Annotated in this window: 23 protein-coding genes; 16 read left to right on the top strand and 7 right to left on the bottom strand. The window is 63.0% G+C overall.

Annotation, left to right across the window (positions count from 1 at the left end):
- Nucleotides 1-2: 2 nt before the first annotated feature.
- Nucleotides 3-893: a DMT family transporter gene (locus J1C56_RS19720; RefSeq protein ID WP_214391735.1), complete on the bottom strand. Its 891-nt coding sequence runs from the start codon at nt 891-893 to the stop codon at nt 3-5.
- Nucleotides 894-1,026: 133 nt separating this feature from the next.
- Between J1C56_RS19720 and J1C56_RS19715 the strand changes: the two genes are divergently transcribed.
- Nucleotides 1,027-1,464 carry an Lrp/AsnC family transcriptional regulator gene (locus tag J1C56_RS19715; protein ID WP_214391734.1) on the top strand — a complete coding sequence of 146 codons (438 nt, stop codon included), beginning with the start codon at nt 1,027-1,029 and terminating at the stop codon, nt 1,462-1,464.
- Between the two features lie 69 nt (nt 1,465-1,533).
- Here J1C56_RS19715 and fsa read toward each other — a convergent pair whose 3' ends face one another.
- On the bottom strand, nt 1,534-2,187 hold the full coding sequence (gene fsa, locus J1C56_RS19710) for a fructose-6-phosphate aldolase (protein WP_184768050.1): 654 nt from the start codon (nt 2,185-2,187) through the stop codon (nt 1,534-1,536).
- Nucleotides 2,188-2,277: 90 nt separating this feature from the next.
- On the opposite strand from fsa, the gene J1C56_RS19705 reads away from it, so the two are divergent.
- Nucleotides 2,278-4,461: a primosomal protein N' gene (locus tag J1C56_RS19705; RefSeq protein ID WP_214391733.1), complete on the top strand. Its 2,184-nt coding sequence runs from the start codon at nt 2,278-2,280 to the stop codon at nt 4,459-4,461.
- Nucleotides 4,462-4,465: 4 nt separating this feature from the next.
- Here the strand turns inward: J1C56_RS19705 and J1C56_RS19700 are convergent, their stop codons facing one another.
- The gene (locus J1C56_RS19700) at nt 4,466-4,981 is read right to left on the bottom strand and encodes an SAM-dependent methyltransferase (protein ID WP_214391732.1); all 516 of its coding nucleotides are present in this window, start codon (nt 4,979-4,981) and stop codon (nt 4,466-4,468) included.
- Nucleotides 4,982-5,107: 126 nt separating this feature from the next.
- Between J1C56_RS19700 and J1C56_RS19695 the strand changes: the two genes are divergently transcribed.
- The 6 genes from J1C56_RS19695 (at nt 5,108) to J1C56_RS19670 (ending at nt 10,850) form a co-directional block, all read left to right on the top strand.
- The gene (locus J1C56_RS19695) at nt 5,108-5,503 is read left to right on the top strand and encodes an AGROH133_08824 family phage infection protein (protein WP_214391731.1); all 396 of its coding nucleotides are present in this window, start codon (nt 5,108-5,110) and stop codon (nt 5,501-5,503) included.
- Nucleotides 5,504-5,741: 238 nt separating this feature from the next.
- Nucleotides 5,742-6,302 (top strand): F0F1 ATP synthase subunit delta, encoded by a 561-nt coding sequence (locus tag J1C56_RS19690; RefSeq protein WP_214391730.1) that lies wholly within the window; start codon nt 5,742-5,744, stop codon nt 6,300-6,302.
- Complete coding sequence (gene atpA / locus J1C56_RS19685; RefSeq protein ID WP_108606391.1) at nt 6,302-7,831, top strand: F0F1 ATP synthase subunit alpha; 1,530 nt, start codon at nt 6,302-6,304, stop codon at nt 7,829-7,831. The genes J1C56_RS19690 and atpA overlap by 1 nt, the downstream gene beginning before the upstream one ends.
- Before the next feature lie 16 nt (nt 7,832-7,847).
- Nucleotides 7,848-8,732, top strand: coding sequence for a F0F1 ATP synthase subunit gamma (locus J1C56_RS19680; protein WP_214391729.1), 885 nt, complete (start codon nt 7,848-7,850; stop codon nt 8,730-8,732).
- Between the two features lie 65 nt (nt 8,733-8,797).
- Nucleotides 8,798-10,345 carry a F0F1 ATP synthase subunit beta gene (gene atpD / locus J1C56_RS19675; protein WP_214391728.1) on the top strand — a complete coding sequence of 516 codons (1,548 nt, stop codon included), beginning with the start codon at nt 8,798-8,800 and terminating at the stop codon, nt 10,343-10,345.
- Nucleotides 10,346-10,451: 106 nt separating this feature from the next.
- Nucleotides 10,452-10,850 carry a F0F1 ATP synthase subunit epsilon gene (locus J1C56_RS19670; protein ID WP_214391727.1) on the top strand — a complete coding sequence of 133 codons (399 nt, stop codon included), beginning with the start codon at nt 10,452-10,454 and terminating at the stop codon, nt 10,848-10,850.
- Between the two features lie 127 nt (nt 10,851-10,977).
- Here the strand turns inward: J1C56_RS19670 and J1C56_RS19665 are convergent, their stop codons facing one another.
- The 3 genes from J1C56_RS19665 to J1C56_RS19655 form a co-directional block, all read right to left on the bottom strand.
- Nucleotides 10,978-12,069 carry a CaiB/BaiF CoA transferase family protein gene (locus J1C56_RS19665; protein ID WP_214391726.1) on the bottom strand — a complete coding sequence of 364 codons (1,092 nt, stop codon included), beginning with the start codon at nt 12,067-12,069 and terminating at the stop codon, nt 10,978-10,980.
- A 59-nt stretch (nt 12,070-12,128) separates the two neighbouring features.
- Nucleotides 12,129-12,722 carry an ankyrin repeat domain-containing protein gene (locus tag J1C56_RS19660; RefSeq protein ID WP_214391851.1) on the bottom strand — a complete coding sequence of 198 codons (594 nt, stop codon included), beginning with the start codon at nt 12,720-12,722 and terminating at the stop codon, nt 12,129-12,131.
- A 92-nt stretch (nt 12,723-12,814) separates the two neighbouring features.
- A complete protein-coding gene (locus tag J1C56_RS19655) occupies nt 12,815-12,985 on the bottom strand; it encodes a hypothetical protein (protein ID WP_214391725.1) in 171 nt (56 codons plus the stop codon).
- 12 nt (nt 12,986-12,997) lie between these two features.
- On the opposite strand from J1C56_RS19655, the gene rfbA reads away from it, so the two are divergent.
- From rfbA to J1C56_RS19615, 8 genes are all read left to right on the top strand, one after another.
- A complete protein-coding gene (gene rfbA / locus J1C56_RS19650) occupies nt 12,998-13,879 on the top strand; it encodes a glucose-1-phosphate thymidylyltransferase RfbA (RefSeq protein WP_214391724.1) in 882 nt (293 codons plus the stop codon).
- On the top strand, nt 13,872-14,435 hold the full coding sequence (gene rfbC / locus J1C56_RS19645) for a dTDP-4-dehydrorhamnose 3,5-epimerase (RefSeq protein WP_214391723.1): 564 nt from the start codon (nt 13,872-13,874) through the stop codon (nt 14,433-14,435). Before rfbA ends, rfbC begins: the two co-directional genes overlap by 8 nt.
- The gene (gene rfbB, locus J1C56_RS19640; RefSeq protein WP_280225431.1) at nt 14,432-15,511 is read left to right on the top strand and encodes a dTDP-glucose 4,6-dehydratase; all 1,080 of its coding nucleotides are present in this window, start codon (nt 14,432-14,434) and stop codon (nt 15,509-15,511) included. Before rfbC ends, rfbB begins: the two co-directional genes overlap by 4 nt.
- Nucleotides 15,508-16,392, top strand: coding sequence for a dTDP-4-dehydrorhamnose reductase (rfbD, locus tag J1C56_RS19635; protein WP_214391722.1), 885 nt, complete (start codon nt 15,508-15,510; stop codon nt 16,390-16,392). The genes rfbB and rfbD overlap by 4 nt, the downstream gene beginning before the upstream one ends.
- Before the next feature lie 235 nt (nt 16,393-16,627).
- Entirely contained in the window at nt 16,628-17,470 is an 843-nt protein-coding gene (locus tag J1C56_RS19630) for a glycosyltransferase family 2 protein (RefSeq protein WP_214391721.1), read from the top strand.
- Nucleotides 17,353-18,723, top strand: coding sequence for a glycosyltransferase WbsX family protein (locus J1C56_RS19625; protein ID WP_338001474.1), 1,371 nt, complete (start codon nt 17,353-17,355; stop codon nt 18,721-18,723). Before J1C56_RS19630 ends, J1C56_RS19625 begins: the two co-directional genes overlap by 118 nt.
- A gap of 109 nt (nt 18,724-18,832) precedes the next feature.
- Complete coding sequence (locus J1C56_RS19620; RefSeq protein WP_214391720.1) at nt 18,833-19,921, top strand: DmpA family aminopeptidase; 1,089 nt, start codon at nt 18,833-18,835, stop codon at nt 19,919-19,921.
- A 26-nt stretch (nt 19,922-19,947) separates the two neighbouring features.
- Nucleotides 19,948-20,814: a D-amino-acid transaminase gene (locus J1C56_RS19615; RefSeq protein ID WP_214391719.1), complete on the top strand. Its 867-nt coding sequence runs from the start codon at nt 19,948-19,950 to the stop codon at nt 20,812-20,814.
- A 268-nt stretch (nt 20,815-21,082) separates the two neighbouring features.
- Here J1C56_RS19615 and J1C56_RS19610 read toward each other — a convergent pair whose 3' ends face one another.
- Nucleotides 21,083-22,900 (bottom strand): methyl-accepting chemotaxis protein, encoded by a 1,818-nt coding sequence (locus J1C56_RS19610; RefSeq protein ID WP_214391718.1) that lies wholly within the window; start codon nt 22,898-22,900, stop codon nt 21,083-21,085.
- Nucleotides 22,901-23,364: the final 464 nt, after the last annotated feature.

Below are 23,364 nucleotides of genomic sequence, written 5' to 3'. Positions count from 1 at the left end.
GTTCAGGCACGCGCGACGCGCGGCTTCACCAGAGTCCAGCCCAGCGTCATGCCGGCGGCGGCAACCAGGATAGCGGCGGCGCCGAGCAACTGCAGCGGCTGGAGGCGATGACCGAAGGCAAGGAAGTCGGCCAGGATCGCGACAACAGGATAGATGAACGACAATGAGCCGACGAGATTCGTCGGCAGCTTCTGGATCGCGCCGTAGAGCAGGATGTACATCACGCCGGTGTGGATGACGCCGACTGCGACAAGCAACGCCCAGGTCTTCGCATCGGTTGGCAACTCTGGGAAGTCGGCGAAGGGCGCGAGCATCGCGATGCCGACAGTAACCTGGATCAGCGCGATCAGGTGCGGCGGCACGCCCTTGAGCTTCTTGGTGATGATCGCGGCGATGGCGTAGAAGAAGGCCGCTCCCAGCGCCAGCAGGATGCCCGAGAGATAGTCGGTGCCGACAGCACCTGCGCCCGGCTTGGACTGGACGATCAGCAGCATGCCGCCGAAGGCGAAGGCGAGCCATGTCAGCTTGGTCAGTGTCAGGCGCTCGCCGAACAACAACGCTCCAAGCGCCACCAGCATGAAGGGCTGGGTGTTGTAGACGGCGGTGGCGATCGAGATCGAGGCGCGCGGGAAGGCGGCGAACAGCAGGATCCAGTTCGAGACGATGGCGACGCCGCCCGCGGCCGCCCACACGATCTGGTGGCGCGTGATCAGCGCTGGCCGAAACAGGCCAAGCGCCGCGCAAACGATCAAAAGCGTGATCGCACCGAAAGCGCAGCGCCAGAATACCACTGACATGACCGGCTGGCCGGACAGGACGACAAACAGCCCGATCGTTCCCGAAATCACCATTGCAGCGGTCATTTCGACCGTGCCGCGCATCTTGTCCGACATTGCCACGCACCCCTGGTTTCAGGACTGCATTTGTAGGCCTGTGGTTGGTCGGAATATATGGATTATGGAAGGTGATTGTGAGGTTGAGACTAATCTTGTAAGGTAATCTGGCAAAAATACCTAAGAGGCTTGCATGCTGGACGATCTCGACAGGCGCATCGTCGAAATTCTGGTTGATGACGCCCGGATTTCGCTGAAGGAACTGGCGCAGCGGGTAAACCTGTCGTCGCCAAGCACCTCCGAACGTCTCAGGCGGCTGGAGGAGCGCGGCGTCATCCGCGCCTTCACGGTGGACATCGACCCGGTTGCGCTCGGCTACACCTTGCAGGCGATCGTGCGCATCCGGCCGCTGCCGGGAAAGCTGCATCAGGTGCAGAAGCTGATCGAGGACATCGCGCAGTTTTCGGAATGCGACAAGGTGACCGGCGACGACTGCTTCATCGCCAGGCTGCACATCCGTTCGATCGACGAGCTCGACAAGATCCTCGACCAGATCACCGACAAGGCCGAGACCAACAGTTCGATCGTCAAGGCGCAGCCGGTGAAGCGACGCTTGCCGCCGCTGGCATGATGCCTGGTTGGCAGGCACAACAAAGCCGGCGCAGATGGTGCGCCGGCTTTGTTGTTCGGTGGGAAGAATTCAGCCGATCTTCTGGCCGGTCTTGGCCCAGTCGGACAGGAACATCTCGAGGCCCTTGTCGGTCAGCGGGTGCTTGACCAGCGCCTTGAGCGTTGCCGGCGGGATGGTGGCGACGTCAGCGCCGATCATCGCGGCGCGCTTGACGTGCTCGGTCGAACGGATCGAGGCGGCGAGGATCTCGGTGTCGAAGCCGTAGTTGTCGTAGATGTGGCGGATCTCGGCGATCAGTTCCATGCCATCGACACCCATGTCGTCGAGGCGGCCGATGAACGGCGAGATGAAGGTCGCGCCGGCCTTGGCGGCGAGCAGCGCCTGGTTGGCGGAGAAGCACAAGGTGACATTGACCATGCGGCCTTCCGAGGTCAGCGCGCGGCACGCCTTGAGGCCGTCGAGCGTCAGCGGCACCTTGATGCAGATGTTGTCGGCGATCTTCGACAGCACCGCCGCTTCCTTCATCATCTCGGCATATTCGGTGGCGGCAACTTCCGCCGAAACCGGGCCTTCGACGATGTCGCAGATTTCCTTGGTCACTTCGGCGATGTTGCGGCCCGACTTGAGGATCAGCGAGGGGTTGGTGGTGACGCCGTCGAGAAGGCCGAGCTCGTTCAGCTCACGGATGTCCTTCACGTCGGCGGTGTCGACGAAAAACTTCATGGTGGTCTCCTTGGCAATGGAAGGGTGCCCCTGGGGCACCGCATGTCTCGGCCTTTGCTCTAAACCAAGTTCGGGGCAAGGTCACGCGTCATGACCGCCGATTCGCCAAGAACAAGGGCTGCCGCCGTGCTGGTGCCGATGCCGGCCGAGCGCGCCTATTCCTATGCCGTGCCCGACGGCATGCAGGTGGTGCCCGGGTCGATCGTGCGCGTGCCGCTGGGGCCGCGCGAAGTGGCCGGCATCGTCTGGGACGGGCCGGTCGAAGCGGTGGATCCCAAGAAGCTCCGTCCCATCGCCCATGTCTTTGATTGCCCGCCCATCACCGAGCAGATGCGGCGCCTCGTCGACTGGATCGCGCAATACACGCTGTCGCCGCCCGGCATGGTGGCGCGGATGATCCTGCGCGCGCCCGAAGCCTTCGACCCGGAGCCGTGGACCGAAGGCATCAAGCGCAGTGACGGCGAACCAGACCGGATGACGGCGGCGCGGACACGTGTGCTCGAAATGGCCAATGACGGCATGGCCTGGACGCGCTCGGGGCTGGCGCATGCCGCCGGCGTGTCCTCGACCGTCGTTGACGGGCTGAGGGCACAAGGCGTGTTCGAGACCGTGATGATACCGCCGCGCCCGGTGGTGGCCGCCCCCGACACATCCTATGCCGCAGCCGAGCTGACGGGTGACCAGGGAGCGGTGGCCGCAGGCCTGCGCGACCAGGTCGAAGCCGACCGATTCGCCGTCACCCTCATCGACGGCGTCACGGGCTCAGGCAAGACCGAGGTCTATTTCGAGGCGATTGCGGCGGCACTCGACAAGGGCAAGCAGGTGCTGATCCTGCTGCCTGAAATCGCCCTGACGCAGGCGTTCCTCGAGCGCTTCCAGAACCGATTCGGCGCGAAGCCTGCCGAGTGGCACTCGGACCTGCCGCCGAGGATGCGCGAGCGCGTCTGGCGCCAGGTGGCGGAAGGCGGCGTGCGGGTGGTCGCCGGCGCGCGCTCGGCGCTGTTTTTGCCTTTCAACAATCTTGGCCTGATCGTCGTCGACGAGGAGCACGACCCTGCCTACAAGCAGGAGGACCGCGTCTTCTACAACGCCCGCGACATGGCCGTGGTGCGCGCCCATATCGGCGGTTTCCCGGTGGTACTGGCCTCCGCCACGCCTTCGGTGGAAAGCCGGGTCAACGCGGAGCAAGGCAAATATGCCCGAGCCGTGCTGTCGGCGCGTTTTGCCGAAGCCGCGCTGCCGCAACTCGCCACCATCGACATGCGCCGCTCGCCGCCGGCACGTGGCGGCTTCCTGTCGCCGGTGCTGCTTGGCAAGATGCGCGAAACGCTTGGTCGGCAAGAGCAGTCGCTGCTGTTCCTCAACCGGCGCGGCTATGCACCGCTGACGCTGTGCCGGGTCTGCGGCCATCGCTTCGGCTGCCCTGTCTGCTCTGCCTGGCTGGTCGAGCATCGCTTTCGCGGCCAACTCGTTTGCCACCATTGCGGTCACAACGAGAGACGCCCCGAGGCCTGCCCGGAATGCGGCACCTTCGATCATCTCGTCGCCTGCGGCCCCGGCGTCGAACGCATTGCCGAGGAAGTGGTCTCGCACTTCCCCGATGCCCGGACCATCGTGCTGTCATCGGACATGCTCGGTGGGGTCAAGCGGCTGAGACTGGAGCTGGAGGCGATCGCCAATGGCGAGGCCGACATCATCATCGGAACCCAGCTTGTCGCCAAGGGCCACAACTTTCCGAACATGACGCTTGTCGGCGTTGTCGACGCCGATCTCGGCCTGGCCAATGGCGATCCGCGTGCGGCCGAGCGCACCTATCAGCTTTTGTCGCAAGTAACGGGGCGGGCAGGGCGCACCGGCAAGAAGAGCCTTGGCCTGCTGCAGACATTCCAGCCCGACCATCCGGTCATGCGGGCGATTGTCTCAGGCGATTCGGAGGCCTTTTACGACCGAGAGATTTCCGAGCGGGAGAAGGCAGCGTTGCCGCCCTTCGGCAGGCTCGCCGGCATCATCGTCAGCGCGGCGACAAGGCCAGAGGCCGAGAGCCATGCACGCGGGCTGCGCCGCGCGGCCCAGGTGGCGCAGGATGTCCATGTGCTTGGCCCGGCGGAGGCGCCGTTGGCACTGATCGGCGGGCGCCATCGCTTCCGGTTGCTGGTGCAGGCCGACAGGAAGGCCGATATCCAGGGCTACATCCGTGCGCTGCTTGCCGCCGGGCCCAAGGTTCGCGGCTCGGTGCGCGTGCAGGTCGACATCGACCCGCAGAGCTTCCTGTAACCGACTAGGTCGGTTTGGCGACCATGCCGAGCAGCGGCGGTTTTGCGTCTGGACCGTGCATCGACTTTTCCAGCGTGTAACTGGCCGCAGCCAGCCGCACCACGATAGCGCGCTCGATGGTTGGGATCTGGCTGGCACTTGGCGGCTCGAAGAACAGGAACAGCCGACCCTCGGGCGCAAGCAGCGAGCGGATCAGCTTGAGTTCGCGCGCCGCCTCCAGCCAGAACAGGTTGACGTTGATGGCGAAGATCTTGTCGAAGAGCCGGCCCGCTCCCTTCCAGTCGGCGAAAGCCCCTTGCACAAGGGCAGCCTTGCCGGCGGTGATTGCCGCGCGGTTTCTCGCCTCGGCGGAGCTGATCGCGCTGTCCGAACGATCCAGCCCGGTGATGTGACCGTCGATCAGAAGCGGCGTAATCTCGGCCATGGCGACGCCTCGTCCGCAACCGATTTCCAGCAGCCGTTCGCCGGGTCGAATGGCGAGGTGGTCGATTGCCCAGACTATGCGCTCCGGTATGGCCATGGTCCTCTCCACTGGCTCAGTAGCCACATCTTACTTGTTCCAGCCGCCCCCGCCAGTTGCGTACTGGCGCTCGGCACGCCGTCCGCTATGATCGCCACGGATTCACGGCCTAGCCGGAGGGGGAATATGGAATTTACATTTCCGTGGCCGACAAGCCAGGGCGAGTGGCTGGCGTGGAGTTCGGCGGCGGTCACGCTGCTGTTCGGCGTCATCTTGTTCTTCGCCCCGAGGATCGCCTTCCGCCTGCTCAGGTTGCAGGCACGGCCCGACAATCCGGAAGCCATCGCCCAGGGACGCGCGACCATGGCGGGCTTCTTCCTCGGTGTCGGACTGTGCGCGATTCTGCTCGCCCAGCCATGGCTTTACATGGCGCTCGGCGTGTCCTGGCTGTTCACGGCCTTTGGCCGCGTCGTCGCGATGATGTCGGACGGTGCCAACACCCCATACAACTGGGTGGCGATCGTTATCGAACTGGGTCTGGCGGCCCTACCCCTGGGGTTTGTTTTCGGCTTCTGGCCGTGAATCGCCGTCAAGCCGCCGCTCCGGCGCGCGAGATGCGACAATAGTGCCTCAAACGGCTGTTAGAGGACGTGTTGCGGTCCTCAAAAGCCTGTGCTAGACGGCAATCGACTTTCGGCCGGGGGAATGCGGCTGTCGCGAACTCCGGGGTCAAAAAACGCAGTAAGGTCAAAGATTTAGCTAGAGTCTCACACTCGCGCCAACAATCTTGCGGCCTGTCAGACAAGAGAAAAGACGGTCCGTGACCCAATCTTCCTCGCCAATCTCCGGTGTTGCTGAGCGCTATGCGGGATCGTTGTTCGATCTCGCGCTCGAAGCAGGCGCTGTTGCAAAGGTAGAAGCCGACCTCGGTCGTTTCGCTGCGCTGCTTGACGGCAGCGCTGATCTCGATCGCCTGATCAAGAGCCCGGTGTTCTCCGGCGAAGATCAGGAAAGGGCCATTTCGGCGATCGCCGACAAGGCCAAGATCGCCGGTCTGACCGGCAATTTCCTCCGCCTCGTGGCGCGCAACCGCCGCCTCTTCGCCCTGCCCGGCATGATCAAGGCGTTCCGCCAGATCGCCGCCGAGCATCGTGGCGAGACGTCGGCCGAGGTGACTTCGGCGCATGCGTTGACCGCTGCGCAGGAAACGGAACTCAAGTCGGCGCTGAAGAGCGTCGCCGGCAAGGACGTGGCGATCTCGGTCGCCGTCGATCCTTCGCTGCTCGGCGGCCTGATCGTGAAGATGGGCTCGCGCCAGATCGATACGTCGCTCAAAACCAAACTCAATTCGCTCAAGCTTGCACTGAAAGAGGTCGGCTGATGGACATCCGCGCCGCGGAAATTTCCGCAATTCTGAAAGACCAGATCAAGAATTTCGGCAAGGAAGCCGAAGTTACCGAAGTCGGTCAGGTTCTGTCGGTCGGCGACGGTATCGCCCGCGTCTACGGTCTCGACAACGTCCAAGCGGGCGAAATGGTCGAGTTCCCGGGCGGCATCCGCGGCATGGCGCTGAACCTTGAAAGCGACAACGTCGGCGTCGTCATCTTCGGTGCCGACCGCGACATCAAGGAAGGCGACACCGTCAAGCGTACCGGCTCGATCGTCGACGTCCCGGTTGGTCCGGAGCTGCTCGGTCGCGTCGTTGACGCGCTCGGCAATCCGATCGACGGCAAGGGTCCGATCAAGGCGAAGGAACGCCGCCGCGTCGACGTCAAGGCGCCCGGCATCATCCCCCGCAAGTCGGTGCATGAGCCGATGTCGACCGGCCTCAAGGCCATCGACGCCCTGATCCCGGTCGGCCGCGGCCAGCGTGAGCTCGTCATCGGTGACCGCCAGACCGGCAAGACCGCCATCATTCTCGACACCATCTTGAACCAGAAGGCTATTCACCAGTCCGGTCCGGACAAGGAAAAGCTTTACTGCGTCTACGTCGCTGTCGGCCAGAAGCGCTCGACCGTCGCGCAGTTCGTCAAGGTGCTCGAAGAGCGCGGCGCGCTCGAATATTCGATCATCATCGCTGCCACGGCTTCCGATCCGGCCCCGATGCAGTTCTTGGCGCCGTTCGCCGGCTGCGCCATGGGCGAATACTTCCGCGACAACGGCATGCACGCGCTGATCGGCTATGACGATCTGTCCAAGCAGGCCGTCGCCTATCGCCAGATGTCGCTGCTGCTGCGCCGCCCGCCGGGCCGCGAAGCTTACCCGGGCGACGTCTTCTATCTGCACTCGCGCCTGCTCGAGCGTTCGGCCAAGCTGAACGACGAAAACGGCTCGGGTTCGCTGACCGCGCTTCCGGTCATCGAGACGCAGGCCAACGACGTGTCGGCCTACATCCCGACCAACGTGATCTCGATCACCGACGGCCAGATCTTCCTCGAGACCAACCTGTTCTTCCAGGGCATCCGTCCTGCCGTGAACGTCGGTCTGTCGGTGTCGCGCGTCGGCTCGTCGGCCCAGATCAAGGCGATGAAGCAGGTTGCAGGCTCGATCAAGGGCGAGCTCGCGCAGTACCGCGAGATGGCGGCGTTCGCGCAGTTCGGTTCTGACCTCGATGCCGCTACCCAGCGTCTGCTCAACCGCGGTGCGCGCCTGACCGAGCTGCTCAAGCAGCCGCAGTTCTCGCCGCTCAAGACCGAAGAGCAGGTCGCGGTGATCTTCGCCGGCGTCAACGGCTACCTCGACAAGCTGGCCCTCAACAAGGTCGGCAAGTTCGAGCAGGGCCTGCTGGCTTACATGCGCTCGGAAGGCAAAGACGTTCTCGACGGCATCCGTACGGAGAAGGCGCTCAGCGACGATCTCCGCGGCAAGCTCAAGGGTCACATCGACGCTTTCGCGAAAAACTTCGCCTGACACTGACGGATAAGGCATGGCCTCGCTAAAAGACCTCCGCAACCGTATCGCCTCGGTCAAGGCGACGCAGAAAATCACCAAGGCGATGCAGATGGTCGCCGCGGCGAAGCTGCGTCGCGCCCAGGAAGCTGCGGAAGCCGCGCGTCCCTACTCGCAGCGCATGGGTGCGGTTCTCGCTAACATCGCCCAGGCTGTCGGCGGCGGTGGCGATGCCCCGGCGCTGATGACCGGCACCGGCAAGGACGACGTGCATCTGCTCGTCGTCTGCACTGCTGAGCGCGGCCTTTGCGGCGGCTTCAACAGCCAGATCTCGCGTCTGGCCCGCGACCATGTCCGCAAGCTCCAGGCCTCGGGCAAGACGGTCAAGATCATCACCGTCGGCAAGAAGGGCTATGATGTCCTGCGTCGCGATTTCGCTTCGCTGATCATCGATCGCGTCGAACTGCGCGATGCCAAGCAGGTTGGTTTCGTTCATGCCGACATGATTGCCAAGAAGGTGATCACCCTGTTCAACCAGGGCGGCTTCGACGTTTGCACGCTGTTCTATTCCGAGTTCAAGTCGGTGATCAGCCAGGTTCCGACAGCACAGCAGGTCATTCCGGCTGCGGCTCCGTCGGTCAGCACTGATACCGCCACCAGCGGCGGTGCGGTCTACGAATACGAGCCTGAGCCGGGCGAAATCCTCGGCGATCTCATTCCGCGCAACATCTCGGTGCAGATCTTCCGTGCGCTGCTTGAGAATGCGGCCGGTGAGATGGGTGCCAAGATGAGCGCGATGGACAACGCCACGCGCAACGCAGGCGACATGATCAACAAGCTGACGATCACGTACAACCGCCAGCGTCAGGCCCAGATCACCAAGGAACTGATCGAGATTATTTCGGGCGCCGAAGCGCTCTAGCCACGTGATGGCTCGCCGCAAGGCGGGTCCGCGTGAAACAACGAACGGACACAGAGGTTAGAACGATGGCTAAAGCAGCTACTCCGAAAGCCGCTCCGGCGGCGGAAAAGGCCCCGGCAGCAAAGAAGGCGGCGCCTGCCAAGGCAGCCGCTGCCAAGGTCGAAAAGTCGGCGGTCGTCGCCACGGGCGCCGGTCGCGTCTCGCAGGTCATCGGCGCCGTCGTCGACGTCCAGTTCGACGGCGAGCTGCCGCCGATCCTGAACGCGCTCGAGACGATGAACGGCTCCAACCGCCTCATCCTCGAAGTGGCCCAGCATCTCGGTGAAAACACCGTTCGCTGCATCGCCATGGACATTTCGGAAGGCCTCGTTCGCGGCCAGTCCGTTCGCGACACCGGTTCGCCGATCATGGTGCCGGTTGGTGACGAAACGCTCGGCCGCATCATGAACGTCATCGGTGAGCCGGTTGACGAAGCCGGCCCGGTCAAGACCAAGCTGAAGCGCGCCATCCACCAGGAAGCGCCCGCCTATGTCGACCAGTCGACGGAAGCACAGATCCTCGTCACCGGCATCAAGGTCGTCGACCTTCTGGCTCCTTACGCTCGCGGCGGCAAGATCGGCCTGTTCGGCGGCGCCGGCGTCGGCAAGACCGTTCTGATCCAGGAACTGATCAACAACGTCGCCAAGGCGCACGGTGGTTACTCGGTGTTCGCCGGTGTCGGCGAGCGCACCCGCGAAGGCAACGATCTCTATCACGAAATGATCGAGTCGGGCGTCAACAAGGACCCGCACGAGAACAACGGCTCGACCGAAGGTTCCAAGTGCGCCCTGGTGTTCGGCCAGATGAACGAGCCGCCCGGTGCGCGCGCCCGCGTTGCCCTTTCGGGTCTGACCATCGCCGAGCATTTCCGCGACCAGGGCCAGGACGTGCTGTTCTTCGTCGACAACATCTTCCGCTTTACGCAGGCGGGTTCGGAAGTGTCGGCTCTGCTTGGCCGTATTCCTTCGGCCGTGGGCTATCAGCCGACGCTGTCGACGGACATGGGCCAGATGCAGGAACGCATCACCACCACCCACAAGGGTTCGATCACCTCGGTGCAGGCCATTTACGTGCCCGCCGACGACTTGACCGATCCGGCGCCGGCAACCTCGTTCGCGCATCTTGACGCGACGACGGTTCTCAACCGCGCGATTTCGGAAAAGGGTATCTACCCGGCCGTGGATCCGCTCGACTCGACCTCGCGCATGCTCGATCCGCTGATCGTCGGCGAAGAGCACTATTCGGTCGCCCGTCGCGTTCAGGAAATCCTCCAGCGCTATAAGTCGCTGCAGGACATCATCGCCATCCTGGGCATGGACGAGCTGTCGGAAGAGGACAAGGTCACGGTCGCCCGCGCCCGCAAGATCGAGCGCTTCCTCTCGCAGCCGTTCTTCGTCGCCGAAGTGTTCACCGGTTCGCCGGGCCAGCTGGTTCCGCTCGAAGACACCATCAAGAGCTTCAAGGGCCTGGTGGACGGCGAGTACGATCACCTGCCGGAAGCTGCCTTCTACATGGTGGGCGGCATCGACATGGCGATCGAGAAGGCCCAGCGCCTGGCTGCGGAAGCGGCATAATCATAAAAGCCGCAGCGCGGGCCAATCGGTCCGCGCTGTTGCACCGATGACTGCCCTGTTGCGGGCAGGTCTGCTCGGAACTCCGTCCAAGCATTTGTGAGACACCATGGCTGAAGCTTTCAAATTCGAACTGGTCTCGCCCGAGCGTCTGCTCGTTTCGGAGCAGGTCGAGTCCGTCGTCATTCCGGGTGCGGAGGGCGAAATGACTGTCATGGCCAACCACGCGCCGGTCATGACCACGATCAAGCCGGGTGTCGTGACGGTGAAGACCGTTGCCGGCAAGGAAGAACGCTACGTCGTGTTCGGCGGTTTCGCCGACATCGTTCCTGCCGGTTGCACGCTGCTCGCCGAATCGGCGACGCCGGTCAAGGATATCGACCGCGCCGAACTGCTGCGCCGCATCCAGGAAGCGCGCGAGGACGTCTCCGACGCCAAGGAAGATCAGGCCCGCACCAAGGCGGAAGTCTATCTCAACCACCTGTCGACGCTGGAAGCCGCGATCTAAGGTTTCTCGCCTGGGCCAGTGCCCAGATCGGCAGATCTGCTCAAGCCGTCGGTGATACCGGCGGCTTTTTGCTTTTTGGCTCTCAGCGCGCGGAGCTCCGCTGTGAGGTACATTGCTCAATTTCAGTTTAGTTGTTCCACATCTCGACCGCCTCGGTCAGCGGCAGCAAGTCGTGAGGCCGGGCACGCGCCTCGGTCGGTGTGTCTGAAAAGCGTGGAGCCGGGGCGGGCTGTGTCAGTCCGTCAAGCTCGACGAAGCTCTCCCGGGCGACGAGATGCGGATGCAGTACCGCCTGGTGAAGGTCGAGCACTGGCGAAACACAGGCGTCGGAATGTTCGAGCAAGGCCAGCCATTCCGAGCTGGGCCGCGTGCTGATCAGTGTGGCGATCTTCTCTTTCAATGCTGGCCAATTGCGCGGGTCGGCGCGGAGCGCATGGGCTGAAACATCCAGCCCGACAGTCTGCCGAAACAGTTCGAAGAACTGCGGCTCGATCGGGCCGACGGCGATGTGGACACCGTCGGCGCAGGCATAGGCGCCGTAATAGGGAGCGCCGCCATCGAGCAGATTGGCGTCGCGCTGAGCTCGCCAGCCGCCCGAGGCTGCGAGGTCGTGTGCCATGCTCATCAGCTGTATGGTGCCGTCGCAAATAGCGGCGTCGACGACCTGACCGGCCCCGGTGCGCTGCGCCGAAAGAAGTGCGGCGAGCATGCCGGAGACGAGGAACATCGCACCGCCGCCGAAGTCACCGACAAGGTTGAGCGGCGGCAAGGGACGGTCGACCGGGCCAATTGCTGCGAGCGCGCCGGTGATAGCGATGAAGTTGATGTCATGCCCGGCGTGGTTGGCGAGGGGGCCGGTCTGCCCCCATCCCGTCATGCGCCCGTAGACAAGGCGGGGGTTGCGCTCAAGCAATGGTTCTGGCCCGAGCCCGAGCCGCTCCATGACGCCTGGCCTGAAACCTTCGATGAGAGCGTCGGCGCCATCGACCAGCTTTCGCACCATTTCTGCGTCTTCGGTGTTCTTCAGATCGGCCTCGACTGTTGGCCGTCCGCGCCCGGAAATGGGGTCAGGCAATGTCGGTACTGCGCCTGGCCTGGCTATGCGGATGACATCTGCGCCCATATCGGCGAACTGCATGGCGGCAAAAGGGGCAGGGCCCAGCCCGACGAATTCGACGACGCGAATCCCCACAAGCGGTCCTTTGGCCGGTGCCGGCATGACGATTTCTCCTTGCGGCTGGACGGTCCTTGTGAAGGCCCGGTTGGCTGCGCCGGACGCTATCGCGCGCCGGCCGCGACCAGGATCTTCTCGATGTCGGCGAAGCCATGCTTGCGCGCATTCTGAAGTGGCGTCACGCCATCGCCGTCGGCAAGGTTGACGTTGGCGCCAGCGTCGACGAGCAGCTTGACGATGGCGACATGGCGTGGGCCCCCATCGCCTAGCACGATTGCCTCCAGAAGTGCGGTCCAGTTGAGCTTGTTGACGTGGTCGATATCGACACCGGCCTCGATAAGCGTGCGCACCGTGTCGACGTGGCCGCGTTCGGCGGCGGGGATAAGGGCGGTGCCGCCATAACGATTGGTGCTCTTGAGGTCGGCGCCATGCGCCAGGGTCATTTTCAGTATCTCGAGATGTCCGCGTGCACCGGCATAGAGATAGGGGCTGTCGTTGATGGCATCCTTGGCGTTGACGTCGGCACCGGCATCGATCAGCACCTTGGCCGCTTCGATCTGGTTGGCATGAGTGGCCAGCAACAGCGCGGTGCGCCCGCTTTCGTCGCGTGCATCAATGCTGGCACCCTTGGTGAGAAGGGCCGCGATGGCGGTGGCATCGCCCCTGGATGCCATTGTGTGCAGTTCACGATCGAGCATCTCGTCTCCGGCGGCTGGTGCAATCCATGCCATGAGGGCGAGGATCAGGACATAAGCGATTTTGGGCAATACCGTGGTCATTTTCATATCTTTCACTGCGGCTGGCCAGCCCCCGCATTGATAGCGAACCTGCGCTCCGCAAGTTTTACCTTTTGAAACCAAATCTGTTCGTGATTGTGGCAGATGACGTTGGTGTCTTGTTTGTGCTTGCCATACGGTTTATTGCGAATCGTCAGCCGGACGGGGGTCAAAGGCAACGACATCAGGAATCCACCGTGAAGGGAATCATTCTAGCGGGCGGTAGTGGCACGCGACTTTACCCAGCGACACTTGCGGTATCGAAGCAGATACTACCGATCTATGATAAGCCGATGATCTATTATCCGCTTGGCGTTCTCATGCTGGCGGGTATCCAGGACATCCTCATCATTTCGACACCACGCGACCTGCCGCAGTTCCAGCAGCTTCTTGGCGACGGCTCGGCTTTCGGCGTCTCGTTTTCCTACGCTGTTCAACCGTCCCCCAACGGCTTGGCCGAGGCTTTCATCATCGGGCGTGACTTCATCGGCAACAGTCCGGTGGCTCTCATCCTTGGCGACAACATCTTCTATGGCGACGGCCTGTCGGAGCGCTGCCGGGCCGCGGTGGCGCGCGAGAACGGCGCCTCGGTCTTTGCCTATCAGGTAGAGGATCCGCAGCGCTATGGCGTCGTGACATTTGACCGGACGACCCAGCGCGCCTTGTCGATCGAGGAAAAGCCGGCGGAGCCGCGCTCCAACTGGGCGGTGACAGGGCTTTATTTCTACGACAATTCGGTCGTCGACATTGCCTCGTCGATCAAGCCGTCGGTGCGTGGCGAGCTGGAGATCACCGACGTCAATCGCACCTATCTCGAGCGCGACACATTGCATGTCGTGCGGTTGGGCAGGGGATATGCCTGGCTCGACACCGGAACGCATGACAGCCTGCATGAGGCATCATCTTTCGTGCGCACGATCGAGCATAGGCAAGGCATCAAGATCATGTGCCCGGAAGAAATCGGCTTCGAGCTGGGCTGGGTCAGCGAGGAACAGATGCTTCGCCGCGCTGCTGCCCTCGGCAAGACCGACTATGCGCGCTACCTTGAGCGTCGGGTCAGGGAAATCGGCCATGGTTGAAGTCAGCAATCTGGGCCTGGACGGCGTTCTTGAGATACGCGTGCCCAGGTTCGAGGACGCGCGCGGTTTTTTCTCCGAGACATGGAATGCCGACAAGCTGGCGCAGGCCGGCGTGGCTGTCGATTTCGTGCAGGACAACCACTCGCTCTCGCGCGAGCGCGGGGTGCTGCGCGGGTTGCATTTCCAGCTGCCGCCCTTCGCGCAGGACAAGCTGGTGCGCGTGCTGCGCGGTTCGATCTTCGATGTCGCCGTCGACATCCGCAAGGGCTCGCCAAGCTTCGGCAAATGGGTCGGGCTGACGCTTTCGGCCAAGCAGTGGAACCAGATCCTGGTGCCCAAAGGCTTTGCGCATGGCTTCGTCACGCTCGAGCCCGACACCGAGGTCGTCTACAAGGTGTCCGCGCCCTATTCGCAACCGCATGATCGTTCGATCCGCTTCGATGATCCTGCTATCGCAGTAGCGTGGCCCGTGCCGGCGGCCGAAGTGATCCTGTCGGACAAGGATGCAGTGGCCCCTTTGCTGGCTGATGTCGAAACCGGATTCATCTACCCGTGAAAAACGTTCTTCAAACTGTTCTGGTCACTGGCGGTGCCGGTTTCATCGGCTCGGCCGTCTGCCGGCACCTGGTCGGCACCGGCAGTTACCGCGTCGTCAACCTGGACAAGCTGACCTACGCCGGCAACCTGACGTCGCTGCGCGATCTTGAGGGCCATCCCAACTACGTGTTCCGGCATGCCGACATCTGCGACACCGACAAGGTGCGTCAGATCCTGGCGGACGAGCAGGTCGATCTGGTCATGCACTTGGCCGCCGAAAGCCATGTCGACCGCTCGATCGACGGGCCGATGGCCTTCGTCACCACCAATGTCGTCGGCACGGCGAGCCTGCTGTCGGCTGTACTCGACCATTGGCGTGGTCTTGGCGAGGACGCGCGCAAGCGCTTCCGCTTCCACCATGTCTCGACGGACGAGGTGTTTGGTGACCTGCCTTTCGATTCCGGGGTCTTCACCGAGGAATCGCCGTATAAGCCGTCTTCGCCCTATTCAGCGTCGAAAGCTGCGTCCGACCATTTCGTTCGCGCCTGGCACGAGACCTACGGACTGCCGGTCGTCCTGTCGAATTGCTCCAACAACTACGGGCCCTACCACTTCCCGGAAAAGCTGATCCCGCTTGTCATCGCCAACGCTCTGGATGAGCAGCCGCTGCCCGTCTACGGCAAGGGCGCCAACATCCGCGACTGGCTGTTTGTCGAAGACCATGCCAGGGCGCTCGAAACGGTCATGACCAGAGGTCGTGTTGGCGATAGCTACAACATCGGCGGACGCGCCGAGCGCACCAATCTGGAGGTCGTCGAGACCATCTGCGCGTTGCTTGATGCCCGCCGCCCCCGCGCCAGCGGTCGCTCCCATCTCGACCTCATCACCTATGTCACCGACCGTCCGGGGCATGACCGGCGCTATGCGATCGATCCGACCAAGAGCGAACGGGAACTGGGCTGGACGCCACTGGAGACATTCGAGACGGGTCTTGCCAGGACCGTCGACTGGTATCTGGCAAATGGCTGGTGGTGGCGGCCGATCCGCGAGCAGCGTTTCGACGGGAGCCGCCAGGGACTGGTCGGCGCCAAGTGAAGATTCTCGTTACCGGAACATCGGGACAACTGGCGCGCTCGCTTGCCGCGCGCGCCCAGGGACAGGCGGAGATCGTGCTTGTCGGGCGACCCGACCTCGACCTTGAGAACCCGGCGACGTTCGCGCCGGTTCTGAAATCGGTCGCGCCAGACATGGTGATCAACGCGGCGGCGCACACCGGCGTCGACCAGCAGGAAGACGAGCCCGAGCGCGCCTTTCGCATCAATGCCGAGGCGCCGGCTGAACTGGCCAGGCTGACCAGGCTCGCCGGCATTCCGATCATCCAGATCTCCACCGACTACGTCTTCGACGGCACGTCGACACGTCCTTATGTCGAGGCGAACAAACCCAATCCGCAGACGGTCTACGGCCGTAGCAAGCTGGCAGGCGAAGAGGCTGTGCGCGCCGGCAATCCGGATCATCTGGTCGTCCGCACCGCCTGGGTTGTCAGCCGCTATGGCCGCAATTTCGTCAAGACGATGCTGTCCTTGGCGGAAACGCGCGACAGCCTGCAGGTGGTGGCGGACCAGTTCGGCAATCCGACCGAGGCTCATGACCTTGCCGATGGCCTGCTGGCGGCGGCAGCGGCATGGCGTCGGCAAGGGGGATTTCCGCAAGGCCTCTATCACCTTGCCGGCCAGGGCCGGGCAAGCTGGCATGACCTGGCCGGTCATGTCTTTGCTGTCAGTGCGTCGCTGGACGGACCGTCCGCCCTTGTCGAGCCGGTCGGCAGCGAACAATGGCCGGCGAAAGCGGCGCGACCGGCAAATTCGGAGTTGAACTCCGAAGCCTTCTTCCGCGATTTCAACTATCGCGCGGGGCACTGGCAGGAAAGGGTCGGCGCATTGGTGACGGAATTGGCGGGGTCGGCAAACAGGTGAGCCTTGTTCCGACGCTTCCGGTAGGAAAGACCGCCAGCGGGAGCGAGGCCGGGTAGCAGCCGCTCGAAGATTTCTCGCCGTGGTTGATCACTGGATTGCTGCAGCTGAAAGAAGCTGTGATTGTATATGTGTTGTCCGGACAGCCGTTTCACTGCATAGATGCAAAACGAGGGAAAGCTCATTGCTTTGGCAGGAGTCGACATTTACGTTCAGTCAAGTTGATGCGGACGACTTTATGAAACCGGAAGTGGATTTGATCGTCGTTACCCACAACAGCGGCTCGGTCCTGCCGGTGTTTTTGGCGACTGTTCCCAGTTGTGCAAACGTTGTTGTCGTCGACAATGCCAGCTCGGACGACTCCGTGACGCTTGCCGAGGCTGCCGGGGCGAAGGTCATCGAGATCGAGGAAAATGTCGGCTATGGCAGCGCCTGCAACGTCGGTGCGGCGTCGGGCAATGCGCAGTTCCTGCTGCTTGCCAATCCCGATCTCCGCTTCGAGGCTGGCGCGATAGAGGCGCTTGTCGCCGCCGCCGCCGCCCATCCAGATGCTGCCTTCAATCCGCGCTTCTATTCGGGTTCGCGTCGGCGCTTCAGGCGGTGGTCGCGGCTGCTGCCTGCTTCCGACTTTTGGCACGGGTCGCCGCCCGATCACGACTGCGCCATCCCGGTCCTGCATGGCGCCTGCATCTTCATCAGGCGCGAGCATTTCGAGCAGGTCGGCGGATTCGACCAGAAAATCTTCCTGTTTCATGAGGACGACGATCTGAGCTTGCGGCTGCGGCGGGCCGGCATCGAGCTTCGGCTTGCCGCCGGTGCTGTGGTCGACCATGCGGAAGGGCGATCCAGCGCCAGGTCGATCGAGTCCGGCCGTATCAAGGGGGAGGCGATGGGGCGTTCGCTGGTCTATGTCATGAACAAGCACCAGATGCCGCTGGACGTGCCGGCCGAGCGTTATCGCACGTGGCTGAAGCTGCTGTGGCCACATGTGCTGTTCTCCAGCTCGCGCCGCTCCAAGCTTCTGGGTTTTGCAAATGGACTGAATGGTGGCCCGATGAACAGTTTCGGGAAGCGCCGGTGAACGCGCTGTCAAGCGCTCCGTGGCGTGAAAGGCCATCGTTTTTGCGCAGATTATGGGGGAGGTTGCGGCGGATCGCGCAGCCGTCCCGCTGGCTGGCGAAGACACAGCCGGCGGACCGGCTTTACGACGCCAATGTCGGCAATCTCCTCGGCCGTTATCCTGCCGGCGACTACAAGCCGATTTCCAACGAAGTGCCGCCCAAGACGGACATTCGGCTGGTGGCGTATTACCTGCCGCAATTCCATCCGACAGCCGAAAACGACGAGTGGTGGGGCAAGGGTTTCACCGAATGGCGTAATGTGGCGCGCGCGTTTCCTGTTTTCGAAGGCCACTACCAGCCACGGATGCCGGGCGAACTCGGCTACTACGATCTGCGTCTGCCTGAGGTCATGAGCCGGCAGGTCGAGCTTGCCAAGCTCTACGGCATCTCGGCCTTCTGCTTTCATTTCTACTGGTTTGGCGGCAGACGGCTGCTTGAAGGCCCGCTGGACCACTACCTGGCAACCGCCGATCTCGATCTGCCGTTTTGCCTATGCTGGGCCAACGAGACCTGGTCGCGGCGTTGGTCCGGACGCGAGCAGGATGTGCTTCTGGCGCAACGGCATTCGCCGGAGGACGACATCGCGGTCATTCGCGGTCTCGACACGTATTTCCGCGATCCCCGCTATCTGAAGATCGACGGCAAGCCGGTTTTCACGATTTACCGCGCCAGCCTCTTTCCCGACATGAAGGCGACCATTGTGCGCTGGCGCGCCGAGATGGCCAGGATGGGGTATCCCGGGATCTATCTGATCGCCACAAACGCGTTCGACTTCAGCGCGCATCAGGACCATGGCTTCGATGCGCTGTCCGAGTTCCCGCCGCACAATGTCCGTACACCCAACATCGAAAGCAGCCTGGCCGTCTCTCGCTTCAGGGACAGTGGGCGCATCCGAAGCTATACCGACGTGGTGGCGGCGGAAAAGGCAAAGTCGGTTGAGGCGGGCGTTGTTCACCCCGGCGTCATGCCGTCTTGGGACAACAGTGCCCGCCGCCCGACGTCAGCCCAGATCTATCACGGCTCGACGCCGGCTCTTTTCGAAGAGTGGCTCGGGCACGCCATGAGGCGCGCGCAGGCAAACCCCGCGAACGAGCGCCTTGTCTTCATCAATGCGTGGAATGAGTGGGGCGAGGGCGCCTATCTCGAACCCGACCTGAGATATGGCTATGCCTATCTCGAGGCCTGCGCAGAAGCCCTTCGAAACCATCGATGATGCTGGAAGATCGGGCCGCCTGAAAGCCGGCCGTGGCATAGAAGACGGTGCCGCCCTGGTATCGAGCTTTGCCATGTCGCCGGACGGCAAAGCGCCTTATGGATGTCGGATGAAGCACAATTCGACAGACAGTTCCGAAACATCGCCGCGTTCGAGGCTGCGCGACCTTGGCATCGCACCAGGTGTCTTCGCCCCCGGCCCGCTCAATGCCATCACCGATGTCCCTGGGCTTCTGGTCGGGCATGCAACTGTTGTCGAAGGTGCCACCATCCGCACCGGCGCCACCGCCATCCTGGCGCATGGCGGCAACATCTTTTGCGACAAGGTTCCGGCGGCAATCGCCGTGTTCAACGGCTACGGCAAGTTCGCCGGCTCGACCCAGATCGAAGAGTTGGGCGAGATCGAAACGCCTGTCGTGCTTACCAACACGCTGGCAACCGGCCGCGCCATCGAGGCGATCCATGCCCACACGCTGGCGCAGCCCGGCAACAGCCGCGTGGTGTCTATCAACGCGGTGGTCGGCGAGACGAACGATTCCCGCCTGAACGACATCCGTGCCGGCCGTCCCGACATTTCGGAAATCAGAGCTGCAATCGACGCCGCCAGTGATGGCGAGGTGGCCGAAGGTGCTGTCGGCGCGGGCTCTGGCACCGTCGCCTTCGGGTTGAAGGGCGGTATCGGCACAAGCTCGAGGCTCGTGCCTTTCAAGAGCGGCGAAACCTTCACTGTCGGCGTGTTGGTGCAGTCGAACTATGGCGGACGCCTCCTGGTCGACGGCGTGCCTTGCAGTGCCAGCCCGGCCACGGAAGACAAGGACGGCTCGATCGTCATCGTCGTGGCGACCGACGCTGCCTTGTGCGAGCGCAACCTGAAGCGCCTGGCTCAGCGCGCTTTCGGCGGCCTGGCCAGGACGGGGGCGGCACTGAGCAACGGCTCAGGCGACTATGCGCTGGCATTTTCGACCCATGAAAGTGTCAGGCGCGCACCCGAACGGCGCGCTAGCATCGCCCTGATGCCGACACTGCCGAACGAACTGGTGTCGCCGCTGTTTGAGGCGGTGATCGAGGCAACCGAAGAGGCTATCCTCAACTCGCTGTGCATGGCGCATACGGTCGAGGGCTATGATGCGAGCAGCGGCAAGCCGTCCCGCGTCGAGGCAATTTCATTGGAAGCGCTGGCTCGGTACAAGGCGCGCTGACAACTTACTCACATTGGAGAGTTCTTATGACCGGTGGACAAAACCGCATCGTCTGGCTGAATGGCAGCTACCTGCCGGCTGCCGAGGCAAAACTGTCGATCTTCGATCGCGGCTTCCTGTTTGCCGATGGCATCTATGAGGTAACGGCCGTTCTCGATGGCAAGCTGGTCGACAGCACCTTGCATATGGCGCGACTGGAGCGCTCGGCGCGTGAACTTGGCCTGCGCCTGCCCATTGCCACCGGGGCAATCGAGGAGATCGAGCGTGGTCTGATCGAGCGCAACGGGTTGCAGGAAGGGCTGGTTTATCTGCAGCTGACCCGTGGCGCCGAGGAACGGAATTTCCTGTATGGCGAGGAACTGGAACCGACGCTGTTGCTGTTCACGCAGCCGAAGGTGCTTGTCGATGTTGCTTCGGCCAGGACCGGCATTGCCGTCAAGACGTTGGCCGATCAGCGCTGGGCCAGGCGCGACATCAAGAGCGTGTCCCTGCTGCCGCAGGTGCTTGCCAAGCGCGATGCGAAGGCAGAAGGCTGCGACGAGGCGTGGATGATCGAAGACGGTCATGTCAGCGAAGGCGCGTCCTCGACCGCCTACATCATCACCCATGACGGCAAGATCGTTTCGCCCGCCAACAGCCAGCGCACGCTGCCCGGCTGCACGCGGCAGGCGCTCGTCCAGTTGGCCGAGGAAGGTGGCCTGACGCTTGAGCAACGCCGCTTTACCGTCGAGGAAGCTCTGGGCGCGGCCGAAGCCTTCATCACCAGCGCCTCGACATTCGTCATGCCGGTGACCCGGATCGACGGAAAGCCGGTCGGCGACGGCAAGCCGGGACCGGTCGTCACGCGGTTACGCGAGATCTATGTCGACCATGCGCGCAAGAGTGCAAGCTGACAGGCGGGGGCTCTGATCAGCAGGTGCTCGCGGTGCCAAAATCTATCGGGGCGCCCCGCAAAGACGGGCTTGCAAACGCGGTCGTCCTGGCTGCAGTCAACAAGGACCGCAAGGCGCTGGCTGCCGCCGCCGGCAAGGCGCCGATGCGGCCTGACTACCTGCTGGCCGGGAGGCAGCCAAGCTAGAGGAGGTGGCCTGGCGGCCACCTCGGCGTTTATCGGAGGCTCTGACTCACGGTACGACGACTCACGGTACGACTTGCCTGCTGTCAGGCAGCGCGACGCCGCCCCGGCAATGCCGAAGCGGTGGCAGCCTCCGCAAGCGCGAACTGGGCGATCAACTGGCGCAGTCGGGCGGCTTCACCGGCGAGCGTCACGCTTGCGGCGGTGGTCTCCTCGACCATGGCGGCGTTCTGCTGGGTTACCTGGTCTATCTGATTGACCGCAGTATTGACCTCGGCAAGGCCGGTCGACTGCTCGCGCGCTGAGGTGGCGATCGCGTCCATGTGCCGGTTGATGGCCACCACATGGGTTTCGATGGTCGTCAACGCCTCACCGGTTTGCCGCACCAGCTTGACGCCGGCCTCGACCTCGACGCTCGAATGACGGATCAGATCCTTGATTTCCTTGGCCGCCTTGGCGGAGCGCTGCGCCAGTTCGCGCACCTCGTGGGCGACGACCGCAAAGCCCTTGCCCGCCTCTCCTGCCCGCGCCGCCTCGACGCCGGCGTTCAGTGCCAACAGATTGGTCTGGAAGGCGATCTCGTCGATGACGCCGATGATGTTGGAGATCTGGCCGGAGGCTTCCTCGATCCGGCCCATGGCCTCTACCGCGTTCGCTACCACCGCGCCTGACTGGGCTGCACTGGCATTGGCCTGCATTGCCACCGAGCGCGCCTCGTCGGCGCGCTTGGAGGAGTTTGAGACATTGACGGTGATCTCGTCGAGCGCGGCAGCCGTCTCTTCCAGCGAAGCCGCCTGCTGTTCGGTGCGGCGCGACAGATCGTCGGCGCTGACGCTGATCTCGCGGGTTCCGTTGTCGATTGAGCCGGCCGACAAGGTGATGGCCGACAGCGTGCCGCCGAGCTGGCCGATCGCGGCGTTGAGATCATGGCGCAGCGGCTCGAAATCCGGCGCGAAGGCCTGTTCCAGCTGGAACGACAGGTCACCGGAGGCAAGCCGGCGTAGACCGGCCGCAAGCCCCGAGGTCGCCTGCTCCAGTCGCGCCTGGGCGGCGGCTTCCGCTGCCTCGGTCAGGCGAATGCGGTCGCTTTCGGCCCGAGCCCGCGTGGCTTGCGCCTCCTCTTCCATCCGCCTGTTGGCAATCGCCGCCTGCCGGAACACCTCGACGGCCCCAGCCATCTCACCGATCTCGTCGCTGCGCCCGGAAAAAGGAACCGCGGTCGCCGTGTCGCCGGACGCTAGGCGGTGCATCGCCTCTTGCATGCGCTTGAGCGGGGTCGTCACGCCGCCGATCACCAGCCAGACCGAGACGCCGACGATGGCGAACGACACAACGGCAAGCGCGCTCATCCACAGGACGATGGCCGACTTCAGATCGTTTGCGGCGCTAAACTCCTCCTGGGCCACGCGAAGCTGGAGGGAAACCAGGTCGCTGATGGGCGTGGCAAGCGGATCGATCGTCGGATAGAGCCGATCAACGACAAAGCGATCGAGCGATGCCTGGTCTTTTCGTGCGATGATCTCGATCAGAGTGTCGATCTCAGTTTTCGAGCTCTCGCGAAGCTCGGCGAAACCGTCGGCCAACGCTTTTTCCTCCGGTGTCATGGCCGTGGACGCATAGGCCGTCCAGGAACGGTCGATGGCCTCGATGGCGACGCGCAACGCCTTCTCGCCATCTGTCCAATCGAGCGCGCCGCTCCTGACCTTGTGGGCCGTGTCGACGATGTTGACGGCGTACATGTCCGCGACGGTCTTCAAGTGGGTCATCGGCTCGACGCGATCGACGACAATGGTATGGGTCCGCTCCGACATGGATTGCAGCGCCAAAAAGGCCGTGCCGCCTGAGATAAGCAACAAAACCGCCAGGAGGGCGATACTGGCAATGAGTTTCAATCTGATGGTCATAACGGGTTCCGCGTTCGCGTCGATTTGGACGAGTATCCCGATGATAAGATTGCAATTTTATTAAATAATAATATTTGAATATTGTTCTTGCTAGGTTCTCTGACGGCATACGGGAAGGGCCTTTAAGCGTTTCAACCAGAGCGTTTTTCAAACGACCCGAAGGTATTGCTTCCAGGCTTGAATCCGGTGCATCTGCAGCAGAATCAGCGTGGCCCGGGCGGAACCGCACGCATGTTCCAGCACAGGTTCAGCGGAACCAGGTTTTGGCCCCCTTTCCGGTCGCTGCCTGCTGGTGAACGCCGACCCAGGTACTGTCGAGCATCAGATGTTGGTTGTAGTGATCCTTGGTGAGGTCGTCGAGACGCGCTCCCAGCGGCAAACTTCTGTGACGATTGCATGCCTGAGCTCTCCTCGCCCTTGAGGTGCTTCGCCATGACGTGCCGGATCGGCTGGACGGCCACTGC

This window comes from Aminobacter anthyllidis (genome assembly GCF_018555685.1).
Taxonomy (GTDB): Bacteria; Pseudomonadota; Alphaproteobacteria; order Rhizobiales; family Rhizobiaceae; genus Aminobacter; species Aminobacter anthyllidis.
This window is presented reverse-complemented; position numbering and strand designations above follow the sequence as displayed.

What these genes read in the sequence shown, in the direction of transcription:
- J1C56_RS19700 (WP_214391732.1), bottom strand. Translation starts at nt 4,981, where the DNA reads ATGGCCATACCGGAGCGCATAGTCTGGGCAATCGACCACCTCGCCATT.
- J1C56_RS19655 (WP_214391725.1), bottom strand. Translation starts at nt 12,985, where the DNA reads ATGTCGTTGCCTTTGACCCCCGTCCGGCTGACGATTCGCAATAAACCG.
- J1C56_RS19630 (WP_214391721.1), top strand. Translation starts at nt 16,628, where the DNA reads ATGAAACCGGAAGTGGATTTGATCGTCGTTACCCACAACAGCGGCTCG.
- atpD (WP_214391728.1), top strand. Translation starts at nt 8,798, where the DNA reads ATGGCTAAAGCAGCTACTCCGAAAGCCGCTCCGGCGGCGGAAAAGGCC.
- rfbC (WP_214391723.1), top strand. Translation starts at nt 13,872, where the DNA reads ATGGTTGAAGTCAGCAATCTGGGCCTGGACGGCGTTCTTGAGATACGC.
- J1C56_RS19615 (WP_214391719.1), top strand. Translation starts at nt 19,948, where the DNA reads ATGACCGGTGGACAAAACCGCATCGTCTGGCTGAATGGCAGCTACCTG.
- J1C56_RS19680 (WP_214391729.1), top strand. Translation starts at nt 7,848, where the DNA reads ATGGCCTCGCTAAAAGACCTCCGCAACCGTATCGCCTCGGTCAAGGCG.
- J1C56_RS19660 (WP_214391851.1), bottom strand. Translation starts at nt 12,722, where the DNA reads ATGCTCGATCGTGAACTGCACACAATGGCATCCAGGGGCGATGCCACC.
- J1C56_RS19720 (WP_214391735.1), bottom strand. Translation starts at nt 893, where the DNA reads ATGTCGGACAAGATGCGCGGCACGGTCGAAATGACCGCTGCAATGGTG.
- J1C56_RS19665 (WP_214391726.1), bottom strand. Translation starts at nt 12,069, where the DNA reads ATGCCGGCACCGGCCAAAGGACCGCTTGTGGGGATTCGCGTCGTCGAA.
- J1C56_RS19670 (WP_214391727.1), top strand. Translation starts at nt 10,452, where the DNA reads ATGGCTGAAGCTTTCAAATTCGAACTGGTCTCGCCCGAGCGTCTGCTC.
- J1C56_RS19695 (WP_214391731.1), top strand. Translation starts at nt 5,108, where the DNA reads ATGGAATTTACATTTCCGTGGCCGACAAGCCAGGGCGAGTGGCTGGCG.
- J1C56_RS19620 (WP_214391720.1), top strand. Translation starts at nt 18,833, where the DNA reads ATGAAGCACAATTCGACAGACAGTTCCGAAACATCGCCGCGTTCGAGG.
- J1C56_RS19715 (WP_214391734.1), top strand. Translation starts at nt 1,027, where the DNA reads ATGCTGGACGATCTCGACAGGCGCATCGTCGAAATTCTGGTTGATGAC.
- atpA (WP_108606391.1), top strand. Translation starts at nt 6,302, where the DNA reads ATGGACATCCGCGCCGCGGAAATTTCCGCAATTCTGAAAGACCAGATC.
- J1C56_RS19705 (WP_214391733.1), top strand. Translation starts at nt 2,278, where the DNA reads ATGACCGCCGATTCGCCAAGAACAAGGGCTGCCGCCGTGCTGGTGCCG.
- J1C56_RS19610 (WP_214391718.1), bottom strand. Translation starts at nt 22,900, where the DNA reads ATGACCATCAGATTGAAACTCATTGCCAGTATCGCCCTCCTGGCGGTT.
- fsa (WP_184768050.1), bottom strand. Translation starts at nt 2,187, where the DNA reads ATGAAGTTTTTCGTCGACACCGCCGACGTGAAGGACATCCGTGAGCTG.